A 15,880-nucleotide genomic window follows, 5' to 3' on the forward strand; every position below is an offset into this window, starting at 1 on the left:
ACGGTCAGCACATCCACCACCGGCCACCGGCCACCGGCCACGAGGGGCAGCACTCGGCGCGGGATTCCACCTCCACGCCCACGCCCCCCCACCACGGTGGGAAACGATCCCGGAAACTCAATCCGACTCAGGATCGCATAGCTGATCAGAGACGCTCGGCTACCTGGGCCTCTTGGTGGGCCTGTGCCCATGGCCCTGCCCGCCTTGCCAGTCACCGTCACCCCAGCCGCCGCCCGCGGTGGCGGAGGGGCTCTGACTGGTGGGCGCCGGAGAGGAGGGGGCGGGCGCGGAACCGGTCCCCGGGGAGGCGGCGGCCGTCGGCGACGCCGTGGCGGCCGCCGACGATGCGCGGGTACTGGACGGCTGTGCGGCGGACCCGTCCGTGTCGAACGCGGACGGAGTGGTCGGCGCCGGCGACGAGGACGGCGCGGCCTTCGGCCGTATGGACTCGCCGGCATCACCCGGCGCGCCCGAGGAGCCGGAACCGAAGCCGGCCACGAGCGCGACGGCGATGCCCACCACGCCCAGTGCACCGACGGCGACGGCCGCCCGCCGGGGCATCCCGGAGCGGCGCTGCGCGAGCCGCGCCTCCCGGCGCGAGCCGGCCTCCGGCCGGGGCGTCACAGGGGCCGGCGCATCGGGGACTGTGGCATCGGGGACCGGCGCATCGGGGACCGCGGGCAGTTTCTGCGTCTCGTCGTAGGCGTTCTGCCAGCCGTGGGCGGCCGCGGGGTCGTTGTACTGCTCGTACTCGGGCGCCGTCGCGGCATTCGGGTGGTACACGTTCGGGGGACCCTGTGGGCCGCCGTTCGCCGGGTGCGCCCCCTCCGTGGCGTACCCACCCTCCGCACCGTTCGCGGCATTCGCCCCGTCGGCCCCGCCGTCGTGCCCCTGCTCCCATGCCATGGGCGTGCATTTTAGGGGTGAGAGTGATCCGTGGGGCAGTTACCGGCGATAACCGCTCAAACCCATCGTGCTCCACGTGGTGGAAAACACGGGGCACGAGGCGGTACGCGGCCGTAAGCTCACGGACATGCAGGTGATCCAGTCCACGAAGCTCGCCAACGTCTGCTACGAGATCCGGGGCCCGGTTCTCGAGGAGGCCATGCGACTGGAGGCCGCGGGCCACCGCATCCTCAAGCTCAACACCGGCAACCCCGCCGCCTTCGGCTTCGAGTGCCCGCCCGAGATCCTCGAGGACATCCTGCGCAACGTCTCGACGGCACACGGGTACGGCGATGCCAAGGGCCTGCTCGCGGCCCGCCGGGCGGTCGTGATGCACAACCAGACCCTCGGCATCGAGACGGACGTGGAGCACGTCTTCATCGGCAACGGCGTCTCCGAGCTGATCGTGATGGCGATGCAGGGCCTGCTGGACGACGGCGACGAGGTGCTCGTGCCGGCCCCCGACTACCCCCTGTGGACGGCGGCGGTGTCGCTGTCGGGCGGTACGGCCGTGCACTACCGCTGCGACGAGCAGTCGGACTGGATGCCGGACCTCGCCGACGTGGAGCGGAAGGTCACCGACCGCACCAAGGCGATCGTCATCATCAACCCCAACAACCCGACGGGCGCCGTCTACGACGAGGCGGTGCTCCGCGGCCTGACGGACATCGCGCGCCGGCACAACCTCCTCGTCTGCTCCGACGAGATCTACGACAAGATCCTCTACGACGGCGCGACGCACACGCCGACGGCGGCGGTGGCCCCGGATCTGCTGACCCTCACCTTCAACGGCATGTCGAAGGCGTACCGGGTGGCGGGATACCGGGTGGGCTGGATGTCGATCTCGGGCCCCCGGGCGCACGCGGCGTCGTACATCGAGGGGCTGACCATCCTCGCGAACATGCGGCTGTGCGCGAACATGCCGGGTCAGCACGGTGTGGTGGCGGCGCTCAGCGGCCGCCAGACGATCAACGAGCTGGTGCTGCCGGGCGGACGTCTGAAGGAGCAGCGGGACGCGGCGTACGAGCTGCTGACGCAGATCCCGGGTGTGTCGTGCGTCAGGCCGAAGGGGGCGCTGTACCTCTTCCCTCGCCTCGACCCCAAGGTCTTCAAGATCAAGGACGACCGCCAGATGGTCCTGGACCTGCTGCGCCGCGAGAAGATCATGGTCGTGCAGGGGACGGGCTTCAACTGGCCGGAGCCCGATCACTTCCGGGTGGTGACCCTGCCGACTGTGCAGGACCTGACCTCGGCGATGACCCGCATCGGGGACTTCCTGGACGGCTACAGCCAGCCCTGAGGCTCACTGTGCGTGTTCGGCGCACACGTTGTGCAATCCGGCTCAACTTTAGACGAAATCCAAGCTAGGATGGTTTCCTGTCAGAGCACAGGAGGCCGTCCCATGTACGAACCGATCCGCACCAAGTCGGTCCACACGAGGGCCTGCACCACCCCCGACTTCCCGCACCGTTCACGCGAGGAGGAGCTGGACATCCAGCTCGCGGGCCATCTGACGGCACTGCTCGCGGTGACGGACGAGCTGCGGGCGCTGGAGCCCTCCGGGGAGTTGGACACGGCCGCCGAGCGACTGGCCTGCCAGGTGGCTCGGCTGCGATGGGGGTCCCCCCTGCCCGAGCGCAGCCGAGAGCTCGGGGGAGGAGTGCCGCCGACCCCTGCGGCACGGGCTGCACACGGCGACGTGTCGCGCGTCACGGAACTGCACCGGCGCGCCCACGCGCTGGCGGGCCGGGCCCTGGTGGTCGCGGCGTCCCGCGCCGATACGGCCGCGGCGATCCTGTCCGCCGAACGCATGGACGCGCACACCGCCGCGCTGGCCGGGCCCCGGTCGCCCATCGCCGCCGGCTGATCCCTCCGGGCCGCGGCGAGCGGCCCCCTCGGACGGCCCCGGTCCGCGTGCACCCGCAGCGACGCGCGGACCGGGCGCCACAGCACTGCGTTCGGGTGGTCTGCCGTCCCGAAGTGCCTGCCGAATGGCGGTGCCATCGGGAAGTCCTCGTAACGTCGGCGGAAGTGACGGACCGTTAGACGAGATGTGACCAAGTGAGAAGTACGAGATTATGGGCAGTGCTCGGCGGAACGGCGGCAGTCGCCGCGGGCGCGGCGATCTGGACCGCGCAGTCCCCGTCGACCGCACCATCCGATTCCAGGCCCGCTTCAGCGGCTGAGAAGAACCAGCAGGCCAACTCCCTTCTGCAGAGCGCCCTTGTGCAGGAGCAACGCCAGGACTCCAAGGGCGCGTCCCACACCTACAAGCGAGTGGTGGAACTCGACTCCGGCAACAAGCTCGCCTGGTACAACCTGGGGGTCATCGCGCAGTGGGACGGCAGGACGACCGATGCCCGCGCCGCCTACGACAAGGCGCTGAAGGCCGATCCGGGTTACACACCGGCCCTCTACAACAAGGCGATGCTGCTGAAGTCGAGCGACCCCGATGCGGCCTTGGAACTTCTTCGGCGTTTTCTCGCCGCCGACCCGAAAGGTGCCGCGGCCCATCTGCAACTCGGGCACATTCTGGCGGAGAAGCACCGCGACAGTGAGGCCAAGGACGAATTCCGTCGTGCCGTCGCGGCCAATCCCTCACTGCGCTCCCAAGTGTCCGATCAGTTCAGATAAGTCCGGAGAAAAAGGGGACGGTGCCCCGAGACGCAAACCTCGGGACACCGTCACATTTCCCAGATGTAGCGGACAGCCACTGACACTGCCGCTCGCCAGGGAACCCACTCGGGAATCAGTTGCCCGGCACCCTGGCGCAGACGACGTAGGCGGTGACGGACTGCCCCGGCAGCAGCGGGGTGTCGGCGTTGACCTGCCACCCGTCCCTGCCGGAGTCGATCGGGGTGCTCGAGTTCACGTTGGGGCTGGCGCCGATGGGGGGGGACAGTGCTGGGGGTGGTGCTGTATCCGCCGCCGACGACCTCGTCGTTGTTGTCGGCGCACAGGGCGACCGACGGGAGGGCCGTGTCCCCCATGCCCCCAAGAACGCCCGGGGTCGCGTCGAACACGACGTAGGTGTCGGTGAGGCCCGGTTGACCGGGAGGGCCCTCGGGACCACGGGGACCCGGGTCACCCCGCTCGCCCCGCTCGCCCCTGTCGCCGCGCGGACCGGGGTCGTTGATGGTCACACCGGACTTGTGCATCGTCCCGGCGACGGCCATCGCGCTCGGGGCGACATTGAGCGCGAGGGCAAACGCGCCCGCCACCACAGCGGCGGTTTTCACGCGTGAACTTCGGATCGTGCTACGGCTCACCAGAGAACCTTCCTCGAGCTTGAGGGATCAGACCGCAAGCGCGCGCACTCGGTGCGCCGTTCGCATGCGTGCCACGTCGCCTTTTGACGCCGGGCGAGCTCATTGTTTACTCTCCGCATTCAATCGATTACAACAAGTGCCCGTGTCATAGGCCAAGGTCACCCGCGCAGCGGCAGTGGCAGTCACACCTCAACGCTGATCGGCATGGCTCATTCCGGTTGCGTTCCGGGACCGGTCCGTCACCCCCTGTTCACCGCGGACCAGGGGGAACGTTGGGTTCCGGGAGCACGCTCCTCGTGTGAGACGTATCGCAGGAATCGTCCTTGCGGTGCTGCTGATCGGCGGAGTTGTGGCAGCCGTCGTCGCGGGCCGCGAAGGTAAGGACAACAGCACGGCAACGAAGACCGTGCGGGGAGTGATCGGATCGGAGAAGGCGGAGTTCTTCGCCGATCCCGCTGTGGTGAAGGCCCTTGCCGCCAAGGGCTACACCGTCAAGACCGAGACCTCCGGGTCCTGGGCCATGGAGGGGCTCGACCTCAAGGGGTACGACTTCGCCTTCCCCTCCAGCCAGGCGCCCGCCGACGCGCTCGCCGGCAAGTTCCACGTCCGGCAGCCGCTCCCCCGGCCCTTCTACTCCCCGCTGGTCGTCGTGGCCCACCGCAACGCCGCCCAGGTTCTCGCCGCCAACGGGATCGCCACCCTCGACCACCATCGCGGCACCCTCCGTATGGCCGCCTTCCTGGACGCCGCGCGCCACGACCGCACCTGGCAGCAGCTCAAGGGCGCCGCCGGGCACGGGGAGTTGACTGGGACGCTGTACATCGCCAGCACTGATCCCAATACCTCGAACTCGGGCGCCCTGTATCTCGCCGCCGCGAGCTATGTGGCGGCGGGCGGCCGGGTGGCGGCGAGCGACGCCGACGTCGGCCGCACCGCTCCCCTGATGCGCAAACTGATCAGCGTCCAGGGTGCCCAGCAGTCCAGTTCGGACGCCGCCTTCCGGGACTTCATCAGCGGTGCGGGCAATCCGCTCGTCCTGGTGTACGAGTCACAGGTGGCCTCGCTGCTCCGCGACGGTCAGGGCGCGGACGACCTCACCGTCCTCTACCCCGACACCACCGCCAACAGCGACCACACCGTCGTACCCCTCACCGAGGCCGGCCGGGACCTCGGTGAACTCCTCACCATCGACCCGGCGTTGCGCAAGCTCGCCGTCCGGCACGGGTTCCGGCCGCAGGGCGACACCGCCGAGTTCACGGCCGCCACCGCCTCGTACACCCAGTACCTCAACCAGAAGCTGACCGGCATCCGGCAGGCGCCCGTGCCCACCTCCGCGGTGCTGCACGAGATGGCGCGCCGGGCCCGGGCCCAGGGGGGAGACCGCACATGACCGACAACGACGACGCCTTCACCTTGACCCCGCCCGAGCCCGTCGCCGCCGTGCCGCGGGAGAAGGCCGGCGGGCTCGTACCGCTCGACGACTCCGTACGCGCGGACATGGACCGGAAGGCCACCGCCTATATCGAGGGGCTCGCCGCGCTCGACGCCCGCTCTCCCCAATTCGCCGGCAAGGTGGGGGAGATCACCGCGCTCGGCGCGAGCGAGATGCGCAACGCCGCCGCCCAGTCCAACCGCATGCTGGAGCGCACCATCCGCAGCCTGCCCGGCAAGGGCGAGGACGCCCAGTCGAGGGTCGGCGGCTCGCTCGTCGAACTGCGGCGGGTGGTGGAGGACCTGGATCCGCGCGACCTGCCGGCCAACAAGGGACGGAAGTTCCTCTCCCGGCTCCCCGGCGGCAACAAGCTGCGCGACCACGTCGCCAAGTACGCCTCCGCGCAAGGCACCCTGAACAAGATCGTGGGGTCCCTGCGCGGCGGTCAGGACGAACTGCGCCGCGACAACGCGGCACTCCAGACCGAGCGCGTCCGCCTCTGGGAGACCATGGGCAAGCTCCAGGAGTACGTCGTACTCACCGAGGCTTTGGACACGGCGGTCGAGCGGCACATCGCGGGCGTCGAGGCGACCGATCCCGCGCGGGGCGACACCCTGCGGGCCGATGTCCTGTTCCCGGTCCGGCAGAAGCACCAGGACCTGCTGACCCAGCTCGCGGTGTGTGCGCAGGGCTACCTCGCCATGGACGTCGTGCGCCGCAACAACGACGAACTGATCAAGGGCGTGGACCGCGCGGCCACCACGACCGTCTCGGCGCTGCGCATCTCCGTGATGCTCGCCTCCGCCCTGGACAATCAGCGCAAGGTCGTCGACCAGGTGAACGCCCTGCGGGGCACCACCGAGGACCTCATCCGCGGCAACGCCGAGATGCTCGCGACGCAGAGCGGCGAGATCCAGCGTATCGCCGCCGATCCTGCGGTCGGCGCGGAGACGCTCCGCTCGGCCTTCCAGCAGATCTACCGCACCCTCGACGCCATCGACACCTACAAGGCACAGGCGATGGAGACCATGGCGGCCACGGTGGAGTCCCTGACGGCGGAACTGCAGGAGGCGAGCTCGTACTTGGAGCGGAGCCGGTCGCAGAGCGTGCTGGAGGGAGGGCTCGGATGAGACGACGTCTGGCCGTGGTCGCCGGGCTCGCCGTCCTGCTGACCGCCTGTACGGTCCCGAAGGACGAGCCGAAGGACCGCGGCGCGCCCGGGCCCGGCACCCTGCGCGTCCTCGCCTCCAGTGAGCTCAGCGACATGGCGCCGATCCTCGACCAGGTACGCAAGAGCACCGGTAGCACCGTCCGGCCCACCTACATGGGCACCCTCGACGCCGTGGATCTCCTGGCGAAGGGCAAGGTCGACGGCGCGTACGACGCCCTGTGGCTCTCCTCCGACGACTACCTCCGCCTCCGCCCCGACGCCGCGAGCAAGGTCGTCTCCGAGACGCCGGTCATGTCCAGCCCGGTCGCCATCGGTGTCAAGCCCCGGACCATCAGCGCACTGCACTGGGACCCCGAGCGCGTCACCTGGTCCCAGGTCGAGCAGGCCGTGCAGGACGGCAGGCTCACCTACGGCATGATCGATCCCGCCCGCTCCAACTCCGGGTTCTCCACGCTGATCTCGGTCGCCTCCGGGCTGTCCGGCGCCCAGTCCGCGCTCACCGAGGCGGACGTCGCCAAGGCCACCCCGAAGCTGAAGCAGTTCTTCAAGGGGCAGAAGCTGACATCGGGCTCGTCCGGCTGGCTGGCCACCGCGTACACCCGCCGCGGCGGCGTCGACGCCCTGCTCAACTACGAGTCCGTCCTCAAGGGCATCCGGGGCCTGACCGTGATCCGCCCCCGCGACGGCGTGGTCACCGCCGACTACCCCCTCTCCTCGCTCGCCTCGACGAGCCCCGGCACCCGCGACGACGTCCGCCGTCTCGCCGACGCCCTGCGCACGCCGGCCGTGCAGCGGCTGATCACCGAACGCACGCACCGCCGCCCGGTGGTCGCGTCGGTACGGGCCGCCGCGGGTCTCGACCCGAGCCGGCGGCGGGAACTGCCCTTCCCCGGCACGCGCAGCGTGGCGGACCGCCTCCTCGACGCCTACGAGAACAAACTGCGGCGCCCGTCCCGGACCGTGTACGTCCTGGACACCTCGGGATCGATGGAGGGCGACCGTCTCGCCCGGCTGAAGAAGGCCCTCACCGACCTCACCGGCGACTTCCGCGACCGGGAGGAGGTCACGCTGATGCCGTTCGGCTCGCAGGTCAAGAGCGTACGGACGCATGTCGTCAGCCCCGCCGATCCGCAGCGGGGCCTGGGCGCCATCCGCGCGGACACGTCGGCGCTCCACGCCGACGGCGACACCGCCATCTACACCTCCCTGGAGAAGGCGTACGGGCAGCTCGGCGACGACCGTGACACCTTCACGTCGATCGTGCTGATGACGGACGGCGAGAACACCAGCGGTGCCGAGGCCGGTGACTTCGACGGCTTCTACCACCGGCTGACCGGCCACCAGCGGGACATCCCGGTCTTCCCCATCCTCTTCGGCGACTCCGACCAGGCGGAGCTGGAGCACATCGCCGACCTGACCGGCGGCCGCCTCTTCGACGCCCGGAAGGGCTCGCTCGACGGTGCCTTCGAGGAGATCCGTGGCTACCAGTAGGTTCCTGCGCTATGCCGAGTCCCGGAAGAACATCGCCGGGAGCGCCTGCGGACTCGTGGGCCTCGTGCTCACCTTCACCGGCGTCGCGGGCCCCTACTGGCCCGTCGTCGTCGCCGGTCTGTACGGTGCCGGCGCGCTGATCGCCCCGCCGGAACGCCCGGCGCTGCCCCAGTTCCCCGACCCGTCGGCGCAGCTGGACGAGCTGAGGGCCGACTTCGGGCAGCTGCGCGCCTATCTCGCGGACGTCGAGCTGCCGCCCGCCGCCGCCGGCCGGCTCACCGAACTGACCGATGTGCTGTCCGCACTGCTGGACCCGGGCTGGGTCGCCGATGTGCTCGCGCAGGACCCCGAAGGCGTGCACGCGCTGTCGCGGGCCGTGCGCCAGGACCTGCCCGAGGCCGTCGACACCTTCGTGCGCACACGCTGGTGGAGCCGGATGACACCGGGGCAGGAGCCGCCGGAACGTCATCTCGAGCGCCAGCTCACCCTGCTCCACGACGAGGCGAGCCGGCTGGCCTCCGCCCTGCGGGAGACGGAGGCGAGGCGGCAGGAGACCCACACCTGGTACCTGGAGGACCGCTCGAAGTGATCCGCCCCAGGACCGAGCGCAACGGGCCGGGCCCCGCACTCCGTGGTGCGGGGCCCGGCCCGTTCGGTGCCATCACCGCGGCCGGTCGTGACGACGTCGCAGGTCAGGGCAAGCCGGACCGGCCGCGGAGCTCATACGGGCGTCAGCCCAGGCGCTGCACCAGCGCGCGGTACTGGTCCCACAGCTCCTTCGGCGTGTGGTCGCCGAACGTGTTGAGGTGCTCGGGGACGAGGGCCGCCTCCTCGCGCCACACGTCCTTGTCGACGGTGAGCAGGAACTCCAGGTCGGACTCCGACAGCTCCAGGCCGTTCGTGTCCAGCGCGTCCCTGGTCGGCAGAACGCCGATCGGGGTCTCGACGCCCTCGGCCTTGCCCTCCAGGCGCTCCACGATCCACTTCAGGACGCGGCTGTTCTCGCCGAAGCCCGGCCAGACGAACTTGCCCTCGTCGTTCTTGCGGAACCAGTTGACGTAGTAGATCTTCGGCAGCTTGGACTGGTCCTTGTCCTTGGCCACGTCGACCCAGTGACCCATGTAGTCGCCCATGTTGTAGCCGCAGAACGGCAGCATGGCGAACGGGTCGCGGCGCAGCTCGCCGACCTTGCCCTCGGCCGCGGCGGTCTTCTCGGAGGCGACGTTCGCGCCGAGGAACACACCGTGGTTCCAGTCGAAGGACTCCGTCACCAGCGGGACCGCGCTGGCGCGGCGGCCGCCGAAGAGGATCGCGGAGATCGGCACGCCCTTCGGGTCCTCCCACTCGGGCGCGATGATCGGGCACTGCGAGGCGGGGACCGTGAAGCGGGCGTTCGGGTGGGCGGCCGGGGTCTCGGACGCCGGCGTCCAGTCGTTGCCCTTCCAGTCGGTGAGGTGGGCCGGAGTCTCCTCCGTCATGCCCTCCCACCAGATGTCGTTGTCGTCGGTGAGGGCGACGTTGGTGAAGACGGAGTTGCCCCACAGCGTCTTCATCGCGTTCGCGTTGGTGTGCTCACCGGTGCCCGGAGCGACGCCGAAGAAGCCGGCCTCGGGGTTGATCGCGTACAGGCGGCCGTCCTGGCCGAACCGCATCCACGCGATGTCGTCGCCGATCGTCTCGACCGTCCAGCCGGAGATCGTCGGCTCCAGCATGGCGAGGTTCGTCTTGCCGCAGGCACTCGGGAAGGCCGCGGCGACGTACTTCGACTCGCCCTGCGGGGGCGTGAGCTTGAGGATCAGCATGTGCTCGGCCAGCCAGCCCTCGTCGCGCGCCATGACGGAGGCGATGCGCAGGGCGTAGCACTTCTTGCCGAGCAGCGCGTTGCCGCCGTAGCCGGAACCGTAGGACCAGATCTCGCGGGACTCGGGGAAGTGCGAGATGTACTTGGTCTGGTTGCAGGGCCAGGCGACGTCCTTCTGGCCGGGCTCCAGCGGGGCGCCCAGCGTGTGGACGGCCTTGACGAAGAAGCCCTCGGGGCCGAGCTCGTCGAGGACCGCCTGGCCCATGCGCGTCATGGTCCGCATGGAGGCGGCCACGTACGCGGAGTCGGTGATCTCGACGCCGATCGCGGAGAGTGGAGAGCCGAGCGGGCCCATGCAGAACGGCACGACGTACATCGTCCGGCCGCGCATGGAGCCGCGGAACAGGCCGTTCGCCCCCTGGAATATCTCCCGCATCTCGGCGGGGGCCTTCCAGTGGTTGGTCGGGCCCGCGTCCTGCTCCTTCTCGGAGCAGATGAACGTCCGGTCCTCGACCCGGGCGACGTCGGACGGGTCGGAGGCTGCGTAGTAGGAGTTCGGGCGCTTGATCGGGTCGAGCTTCTTGAACGTGCCCTTGCGGACGAGCTCCTCGCACAGGCGCTCGTATTCAGCCTCGGATCCGTCACACCAGACCACACTGTCCGGCTGGGTCAGTTCAGCGATCTCGTTGACCCACGAGATCAGTTCCTTGTGCTGGGTGGGGACGGTTGAGGGAGCCGCGTTGTCGCGCGCCACGATCGCTCCTAGATGAGGGATTTTTCTGTTGAGTGCCCCGTGGGGGCCGCGACCCGGATGCTTCGTAGCCGCTCATCCGGTGCCGACTGCACTCATTTGATCATCCGACTACTTTGCCCATCTGTCCAGAGGACGTCACAGTTGAGCGGAGTGAGGATCGCCACGTGTCCCCGCGTTTCTTTGCGTGCACGTAAGGTTCGACTGAAAGATTTTTTGCGGTACGCACGTTTGCCCGTAGGCCGGGCACGCCGGGTGATATCGGTCGCACCTTGATACGTAACTTACGGTTCCGTAGGTACCATGCCGCCCATGACTGCGTCCGTCCCCGACGCGCCCACGGACTCGCCGGCAGCCGGCCGCGGTCCCGTCGCGCTCTCCTTGCCCCATCCGGTCAAGCCGAAGCTCCGCGGCTGGTTGCATCTCGGGATGTTCCCCACCGTGCTCGTCGCAGGCCTGATTCTCACGGCCCTCGCGAGCTCGACCCGGGGGCGAATCGCCTGCGGCATCTATGTCCTGACGGCGTGTCTGCTCTTCGGCGTCAGCGCGCTCTACCACCGCGGCAACTGGGGCCCGCGCATGGACGGAGTCCTGCGCCGGCTCGACCACGCCAACATCTTCCTGATCATCGCGGGCACGTACACCCCGCTGACCCTGCTCCTCCTGCCGGGGGCCAAAGGGCAGTGGCTGCTGTGGGGGATCTGGGGCGCGGCGGCGGCCGGCATCGTCTTCCGGGTCTTCTGGGTGGGTGCCCCGCGCTGGCTCTACACGCCCTGCTACATCGCGATGGGCTGGGCCGCCGTCTTCTTCCTTCCCGACTTCATGCGCACCGGCGGCATCGCCGTCCTGGTGCTGGTCATCGTCGGCGGCCTGCTCTACAGCGCCGGCGGCGTGATCTACGGCATCAAGCGGCCGAACCCGTCACCGCGCTGGTTCGGCTTCCACGAGGTCTTCCACTCCTTCACGCTCGCGGCGTTCGTCGTGCACTACGTGGGGATCTCGCTGGTGGCGTACCAGCACGCCTAGCCCTGACGAACGGACATACGAAAGGCCGCGGCATCGAGCCGCGGCCTTTCGTATGTCCGTTCGTTCGATCACTTGCTCGTTCACATGCACGTTCCCACGCCCGGAGCCGATCACACGCCCTGCGCATCAGCCCTGTACGAGGCCCAGCCCCGGTCCCGCAGCTCGTACAGCCTTGACGTTTCTGCCGCAGAACGCAGGGGCCCGCATGCGACGAGGGAGTGCTAGGTGCGGCTCGGGAACTCGGTGAGGGCGCGCGCCACGATGGCTTCCAGCTGCTCGTGGTGCGCGCCCTTCCAGTAGGCGCGGCCGCACACCAGGCAGCGCGCGAACACGTCGTACGAGCGCCGGGTGCCGTGTTCGAGCTGGTCGCCGACCTCTTCCTTCGTGGCCTCGCACAGCAGACCGTTGCAGGCGGTGCACCGCGTCCATGGCCGCAGTTCGGGCGCGAACCGGTGCAGCACGTCCCGCAGTTGGTCCTCCGGCCGGGTGCTGTAGACGAACGCGCCCGCCCACAGTTCCCGGCGGCGCAGCAGTCCCCGGTCGCGGCTGAGCATCACCCGGCGCTCGGCGGCCGAGCGCGAGGCGAGAGCCGGGTCACCGATGTCCATGGACTCGTAGGCCGCATCCACCCCGAGCAGCCGCAGCCGACGGGCGAGAGTGCCGAGGTGGACGTCGAGGAGGAAGCGGAGCGGAGCGCCCGGCACCCGCTGAGGGCGCTCCACGGGCCGCACCTCGACCCGCTCCCCGGCGGCCGGCACATGGGAGGGGCGCAGAACGCGGCCGTCCACGACGAGCGCGCCGACCTCGGTCAGCGGCACACCCAGCGACTCGACGACGTGGCCGAGCGTGGAGACACCGTCGGTGACGACCTTCGTGGCTCGCCCGCGCCGCCCGTGCGGGATGAAGAGCCCCAGCTCAGGGGCGAAATCGACATGGATCTCCGGTCTGTTCACCTGGTCAGGATGGCACGGGGACGGCTCAGGGGGCTTTGAATTCTTCCGGCGTCAGACCCCGCTCCAGCACATCGAGCGCGCGGGCCACACAGGCGCCGAGGTCGTCCTGCCGCCCGTGCTCGGCCCAGTACAGGAATGCCTCCGTCAGCGCGGCGGCCACGCCCATGCAGTGGACGCGCACCTCCAAGCCGTCCGGGTCGCGCCCGGTGCGCTCGGCGGCCACCCGGCACAGCATCCGGCCGGTCAGGGCCATGCGCTCGTTCATCCGCGACCGGACCGCAGGCACCTCGACCATCAGCCGCCGGAGCAGGCCCGCGTCCTCGGCCGTCCCGAACTCGCCCCGCATGCTCCGCTCGACGGCGTCCGGGACCACACGGCGCAGCGACTCCGCGAGCGGCTCGCCGGCCGGGCGGGCACGCAGTTCCTCCTCCAGGACGGGGGCGTACGCGCCGGTGAGGACGATGTCCTCCTTGGCCGGGAAGTACCGGAACACGGTGGAGGTGGACACCTCGGCCGCCTCCGCGATCTGCTCGATGGTGGTCGCCTCGTACCCCCGCTCGCGAACCAGCCGGTAGGTCGCCTCGCGGATCGCCGTACGGGTCTTGATCTTCTTCCGCTCACGCAGCCCCGGACGGGGTGCGGCAGGGGTCGAGCGGTGTGCGGTGGCGGCCATGGTTGTCATTGTCGGTCATCCTCAGGACCCCGGCCACGCCGCCGGCGACGTACCGCGGCCGCCCCGGTTCCCCGGGCGGCGGGACAGCGGCCCGGGACGGCGGGTGAAGGCGGCTTCCGCCGCGTTTCAGCTCCTCAGGGCCCTGCGCAGCTGCCGGGGATCCGTGGTCGGTGCGTCACAGGTGAAGTTGCGGCAGACGTACGCGGTCGGATCGCCGTTCACCAGGATCCGGTCGGCGAGGAGAGGCAGCTCGTCGTCCGGACGGCCCACCGCCACGACGGCGCCCGGCGCGGTGCCCGTGAGTGCCGTGTGATGCAGGCTCCTTGTGGCCGGGTCGTCCAGGGACGGGCCGACGATCGCGACCTCACGCGGCCCGTCGAGGAACGCCTCGGCGACGGCGAGCCCCCAGCCGATGAACCGGGGCACGCGCGGCCCCAGCACCCTGACGACGCCCAACGCCCGCTCCGCGGCGGCACGATGGGGCTCGGAGCCGGTGTGGGCGGCGTAGGAGAGCAGTGCGCCGGCGGCCGCGGACCAGCCGGACGGTGCGGCGTTGTCGGTGGGGTCCTGGGGGCGGCGGATGAGTTTCTCCGCGTCGGCGGCGGTGTCGTACAGGGACCCGCTCCCGTCGGTGAACTGTGCGAGCACATGACCGAGCAGGAGCCCGGAGAACTCCAGCCAGACACCCTCACCGGTGACGGAGGCGAGCGCGAGAAAGCCCTCGGCGACGTCGGCGTAGTCCTCCAGCACACCCGCGTTGGCGCCGACCTGACCGTCCTTCGACGTGCGGGCCAAACGGGCGTGCTCGTCCATGTGCAGCCGTACGAGCAGGTCGGCGGCGCCGAGCGCGGCCTCCACCAGATCGGGGCGGTCGAAGTAGGCGCCGGTCTCGGCGAGCGCGGCGACGGCGAGGCCGTTCCAGGCGGCGACCACCTTGTCGTCGCGGCCGGGAGCGGGGCGCTTCCCTCGTCTCCCGAGCAGCTTGCTCCTTATCGACTCGATCTTCTGCGCGCCGAACACACCCTCGCTCTGCGGAAGTTGCAGCACGGAGCTGCCGTGCTCGAAGGTGCCCTCCTCGGTGACGCCGAAGTACTGGGCCGCGATCTCGGCGTCCTCGGGGCCGAGGGCCTCGGTGAGCTGCGCGGGCGTCCACACGTAGTACGCGCCCTCGACGTGCCGGCCCTCGCCTTCGCCCTGCTGCGGCTCCCCCGGCTCCCCTCCGGGGCCGGCCGCGTCGCGCGGCACCTCCTCCTCGCTGTCGGCGTCGAGCGCGGAGGCGAACCCGCCCTCCTTGGTGCGCAGTTCACGCACCATGAAGTCGGCGGTCTCCAGCGCCACCCGGCGGGCGAGCTCGGAGCCGGTCGCGCGCCACAGGTGGGCGTACACACGGCACAGCAGCGCGTTGTCGTACAGCATCTTCTCGAAGTGCGGCACGACCCAGTCGCGGTCGACGGAGTAGCGGGCGAAACCGCCGCCGAGCTGGTCGTAGAGACCGCCGCGTGCCATGCGCTCGCAGGTGTCCTGCACCATCTGCAGGGCGCCCTCCGAACCGGTGCGGGCATGGTGGCGCAGCAGGAACTCGAGGACCATGGAGGGCGGGAACTTGGGGGCACCGCCGAACCCGCCGCGCTGCGGGTCGTACTCGCGGGTGAGGCCGAGCAGTGCCTGGGCGAGCTCCCCCTCACCGGGCGCCCGCATCTCGCCGTACTGCAGATCCCGGCCCGCGAGGTCACGCACGATCTTCCCGGCGACCCCCGCGACCTCGTCCCGGCGCTCGGCCCAGGCGTGCCGGACGCCTTCGAGGACCTGCAGGAAGGACGGCATGCCCTGACGCGGGGCGGGCGGGAAGTAGGTGCCGAAGTAGAACGGCTCGGCGTCGGAGGTGAGAAAGACGGTCATGGGCCACCCGCCCTGGCCCGTGGCGGCCTGGACCGCCTCCATGTACACGGCGTCGACATCCGGTCGCTCTTCGCGGTCGACCTTGATGCTGACGAAGTGCTCGTTCAGATATGCGGCCGTCGCGTCGTCCTCGAAGGACTCGTGCGCCATCACATGGCACCAGTGACAACTCGAGTAACCGACGCTGAGCAGCACCGGCACGCCCCGTTCGCGCGCCGCGTCGAAGGCCTCTTCCGACCACGGCCACCAGTCGACGGGGTTGTCCGCGTGCTGGAGCAGATACGGAGACGTCTCGTGAGCCAGTCGGTTCGGCATACCCCCATCCTGCCCGACACGGCCCGTTCGGTCGCCTCACCGCCGACACACGGTCGGCCGCCGCTGCCGGTGTCACCCGGAAGGAGCGCCGGAGTGGTCCGCGGGATCCGGACGTCATCGAACCCGCTCCGTGATCGCCCGCAACCCTCGCGCT

At 70.2% G+C, this 15,880-nt stretch carries 14 protein-coding genes; 8 read left to right on the forward strand and 6 right to left on the reverse strand.

What is annotated here, in order from left to right; genetic code table 11:
• Nucleotides 1–159: 159 nt before the first annotated feature.
• The gene (locus ACQEXA_RS22440) at nt 160–906 is read right to left on the reverse strand and encodes a hypothetical protein (RefSeq protein WP_433130837.1); all 747 of its coding nucleotides are present in this window, start codon (nt 904–906) and stop codon (nt 160–162) included.
• Between the two features lie 127 nt (nt 907–1,033).
• On the opposite strand from ACQEXA_RS22440, the gene ACQEXA_RS22445 reads away from it, so the two are divergent.
• From ACQEXA_RS22445 to ACQEXA_RS22455, 3 genes are all read left to right on the forward strand, one after another.
• On the forward strand, nt 1,034–2,245 hold the full coding sequence (locus ACQEXA_RS22445) for a pyridoxal phosphate-dependent aminotransferase (protein WP_359392218.1): 1,212 nt from the start codon (nt 1,034–1,036) through the stop codon (nt 2,243–2,245).
• A 102-nt stretch (nt 2,246–2,347) separates the two neighbouring features.
• The gene (locus ACQEXA_RS22450) at nt 2,348–2,812 is read left to right on the forward strand and encodes a hypothetical protein (RefSeq protein ID WP_432931934.1); all 465 of its coding nucleotides are present in this window, start codon (nt 2,348–2,350) and stop codon (nt 2,810–2,812) included.
• 218 nt (nt 2,813–3,030) lie between these two features.
• Entirely contained in the window at nt 3,031–3,579 is a 549-nt protein-coding gene (locus ACQEXA_RS22455; protein ID WP_432931933.1) for a tetratricopeptide repeat protein, read from the forward strand.
• Nucleotides 3,580–3,694: 115 nt separating this feature from the next.
• On the opposite strand, the gene ACQEXA_RS22460 is transcribed toward ACQEXA_RS22455, so the two are convergent.
• Complete coding sequence (locus tag ACQEXA_RS22460; protein ID WP_432931931.1) at nt 3,695–3,817, reverse strand: hypothetical protein; 123 nt, start codon at nt 3,815–3,817, stop codon at nt 3,695–3,697.
• 695 nt (nt 3,818–4,512) lie between these two features.
• On the opposite strand from ACQEXA_RS22460, the gene ACQEXA_RS22465 reads away from it, so the two are divergent.
• The 4 genes from ACQEXA_RS22465 to ACQEXA_RS22480 are packed head-to-tail and all read left to right on the forward strand — an operon-like array spanning nt 4,513 to nt 8,897.
• A complete protein-coding gene (locus ACQEXA_RS22465) occupies nt 4,513–5,604 on the forward strand; it encodes a hypothetical protein (protein WP_432931927.1) in 1,092 nt (363 codons plus the stop codon).
• Entirely contained in the window at nt 5,601–6,776 is a 1,176-nt protein-coding gene (locus ACQEXA_RS22470; protein WP_433130839.1) for a toxic anion resistance protein, read from the forward strand. Before ACQEXA_RS22465 ends, ACQEXA_RS22470 begins: the two co-directional genes overlap by 4 nt.
• Complete coding sequence (locus ACQEXA_RS22475; protein WP_433130841.1) at nt 6,773–8,308, forward strand: substrate-binding domain-containing protein; 1,536 nt, start codon at nt 6,773–6,775, stop codon at nt 8,306–8,308. The genes ACQEXA_RS22470 and ACQEXA_RS22475 overlap by 4 nt, the downstream gene beginning before the upstream one ends.
• Nucleotides 8,295–8,897: a hypothetical protein gene (locus ACQEXA_RS22480; RefSeq protein WP_432931921.1), complete on the forward strand. Its 603-nt coding sequence runs from the start codon at nt 8,295–8,297 to the stop codon at nt 8,895–8,897. The genes ACQEXA_RS22475 and ACQEXA_RS22480 overlap by 14 nt, the downstream gene beginning before the upstream one ends.
• Nucleotides 8,898–9,039: 142 nt before the next feature.
• Here ACQEXA_RS22480 and ACQEXA_RS22485 read toward each other — a convergent pair whose 3' ends face one another.
• The gene (locus ACQEXA_RS22485; protein ID WP_432931919.1) at nt 9,040–10,863 is read right to left on the reverse strand and encodes a phosphoenolpyruvate carboxykinase (GTP); all 1,824 of its coding nucleotides are present in this window, start codon (nt 10,861–10,863) and stop codon (nt 9,040–9,042) included.
• A gap of 309 nt (nt 10,864–11,172) precedes the next feature.
• Between ACQEXA_RS22485 and trhA the strand changes: the two genes are divergently transcribed.
• The gene (gene trhA / locus ACQEXA_RS22490; protein ID WP_359392236.1) at nt 11,173–11,886 is read left to right on the forward strand and encodes a PAQR family membrane homeostasis protein TrhA; all 714 of its coding nucleotides are present in this window, start codon (nt 11,173–11,175) and stop codon (nt 11,884–11,886) included.
• 221 nt (nt 11,887–12,107) lie between these two features.
• Here the strand turns inward: trhA and ACQEXA_RS22495 are convergent, their stop codons facing one another.
• The 3 genes from ACQEXA_RS22495 to ACQEXA_RS22505 all read right to left on the reverse strand — a co-directional run bounded on the left by ACQEXA_RS22495 (nt 12,108) and on the right by ACQEXA_RS22505 (nt 15,726).
• Nucleotides 12,108–12,839: a Mut7-C RNAse domain-containing protein gene (locus ACQEXA_RS22495; RefSeq protein WP_433130844.1), complete on the reverse strand. Its 732-nt coding sequence runs from the start codon at nt 12,837–12,839 to the stop codon at nt 12,108–12,110.
• A 25-nt stretch (nt 12,840–12,864) separates the two neighbouring features.
• Nucleotides 12,865–13,512: a TetR/AcrR family transcriptional regulator gene (locus tag ACQEXA_RS22500; protein ID WP_432931914.1), complete on the reverse strand. Its 648-nt coding sequence runs from the start codon at nt 13,510–13,512 to the stop codon at nt 12,865–12,867.
• Nucleotides 13,513–13,638: 126 nt separating this feature from the next.
• Nucleotides 13,639–15,726, reverse strand: a complete 2,088-nt coding sequence (locus tag ACQEXA_RS22505; protein ID WP_433130846.1) for a thioredoxin domain-containing protein — start codon at nt 15,724–15,726, stop codon at nt 13,639–13,641.
• Nucleotides 15,727–15,880: the final 154 nt, after the last annotated feature.

Origin of the sequence: Streptomyces sp. CA-106110 (assembly GCF_050936285.1) — a bacterium.
GTDB lineage: Bacteria > Actinomycetota > Actinomycetes > Streptomycetales > Streptomycetaceae > Streptomyces.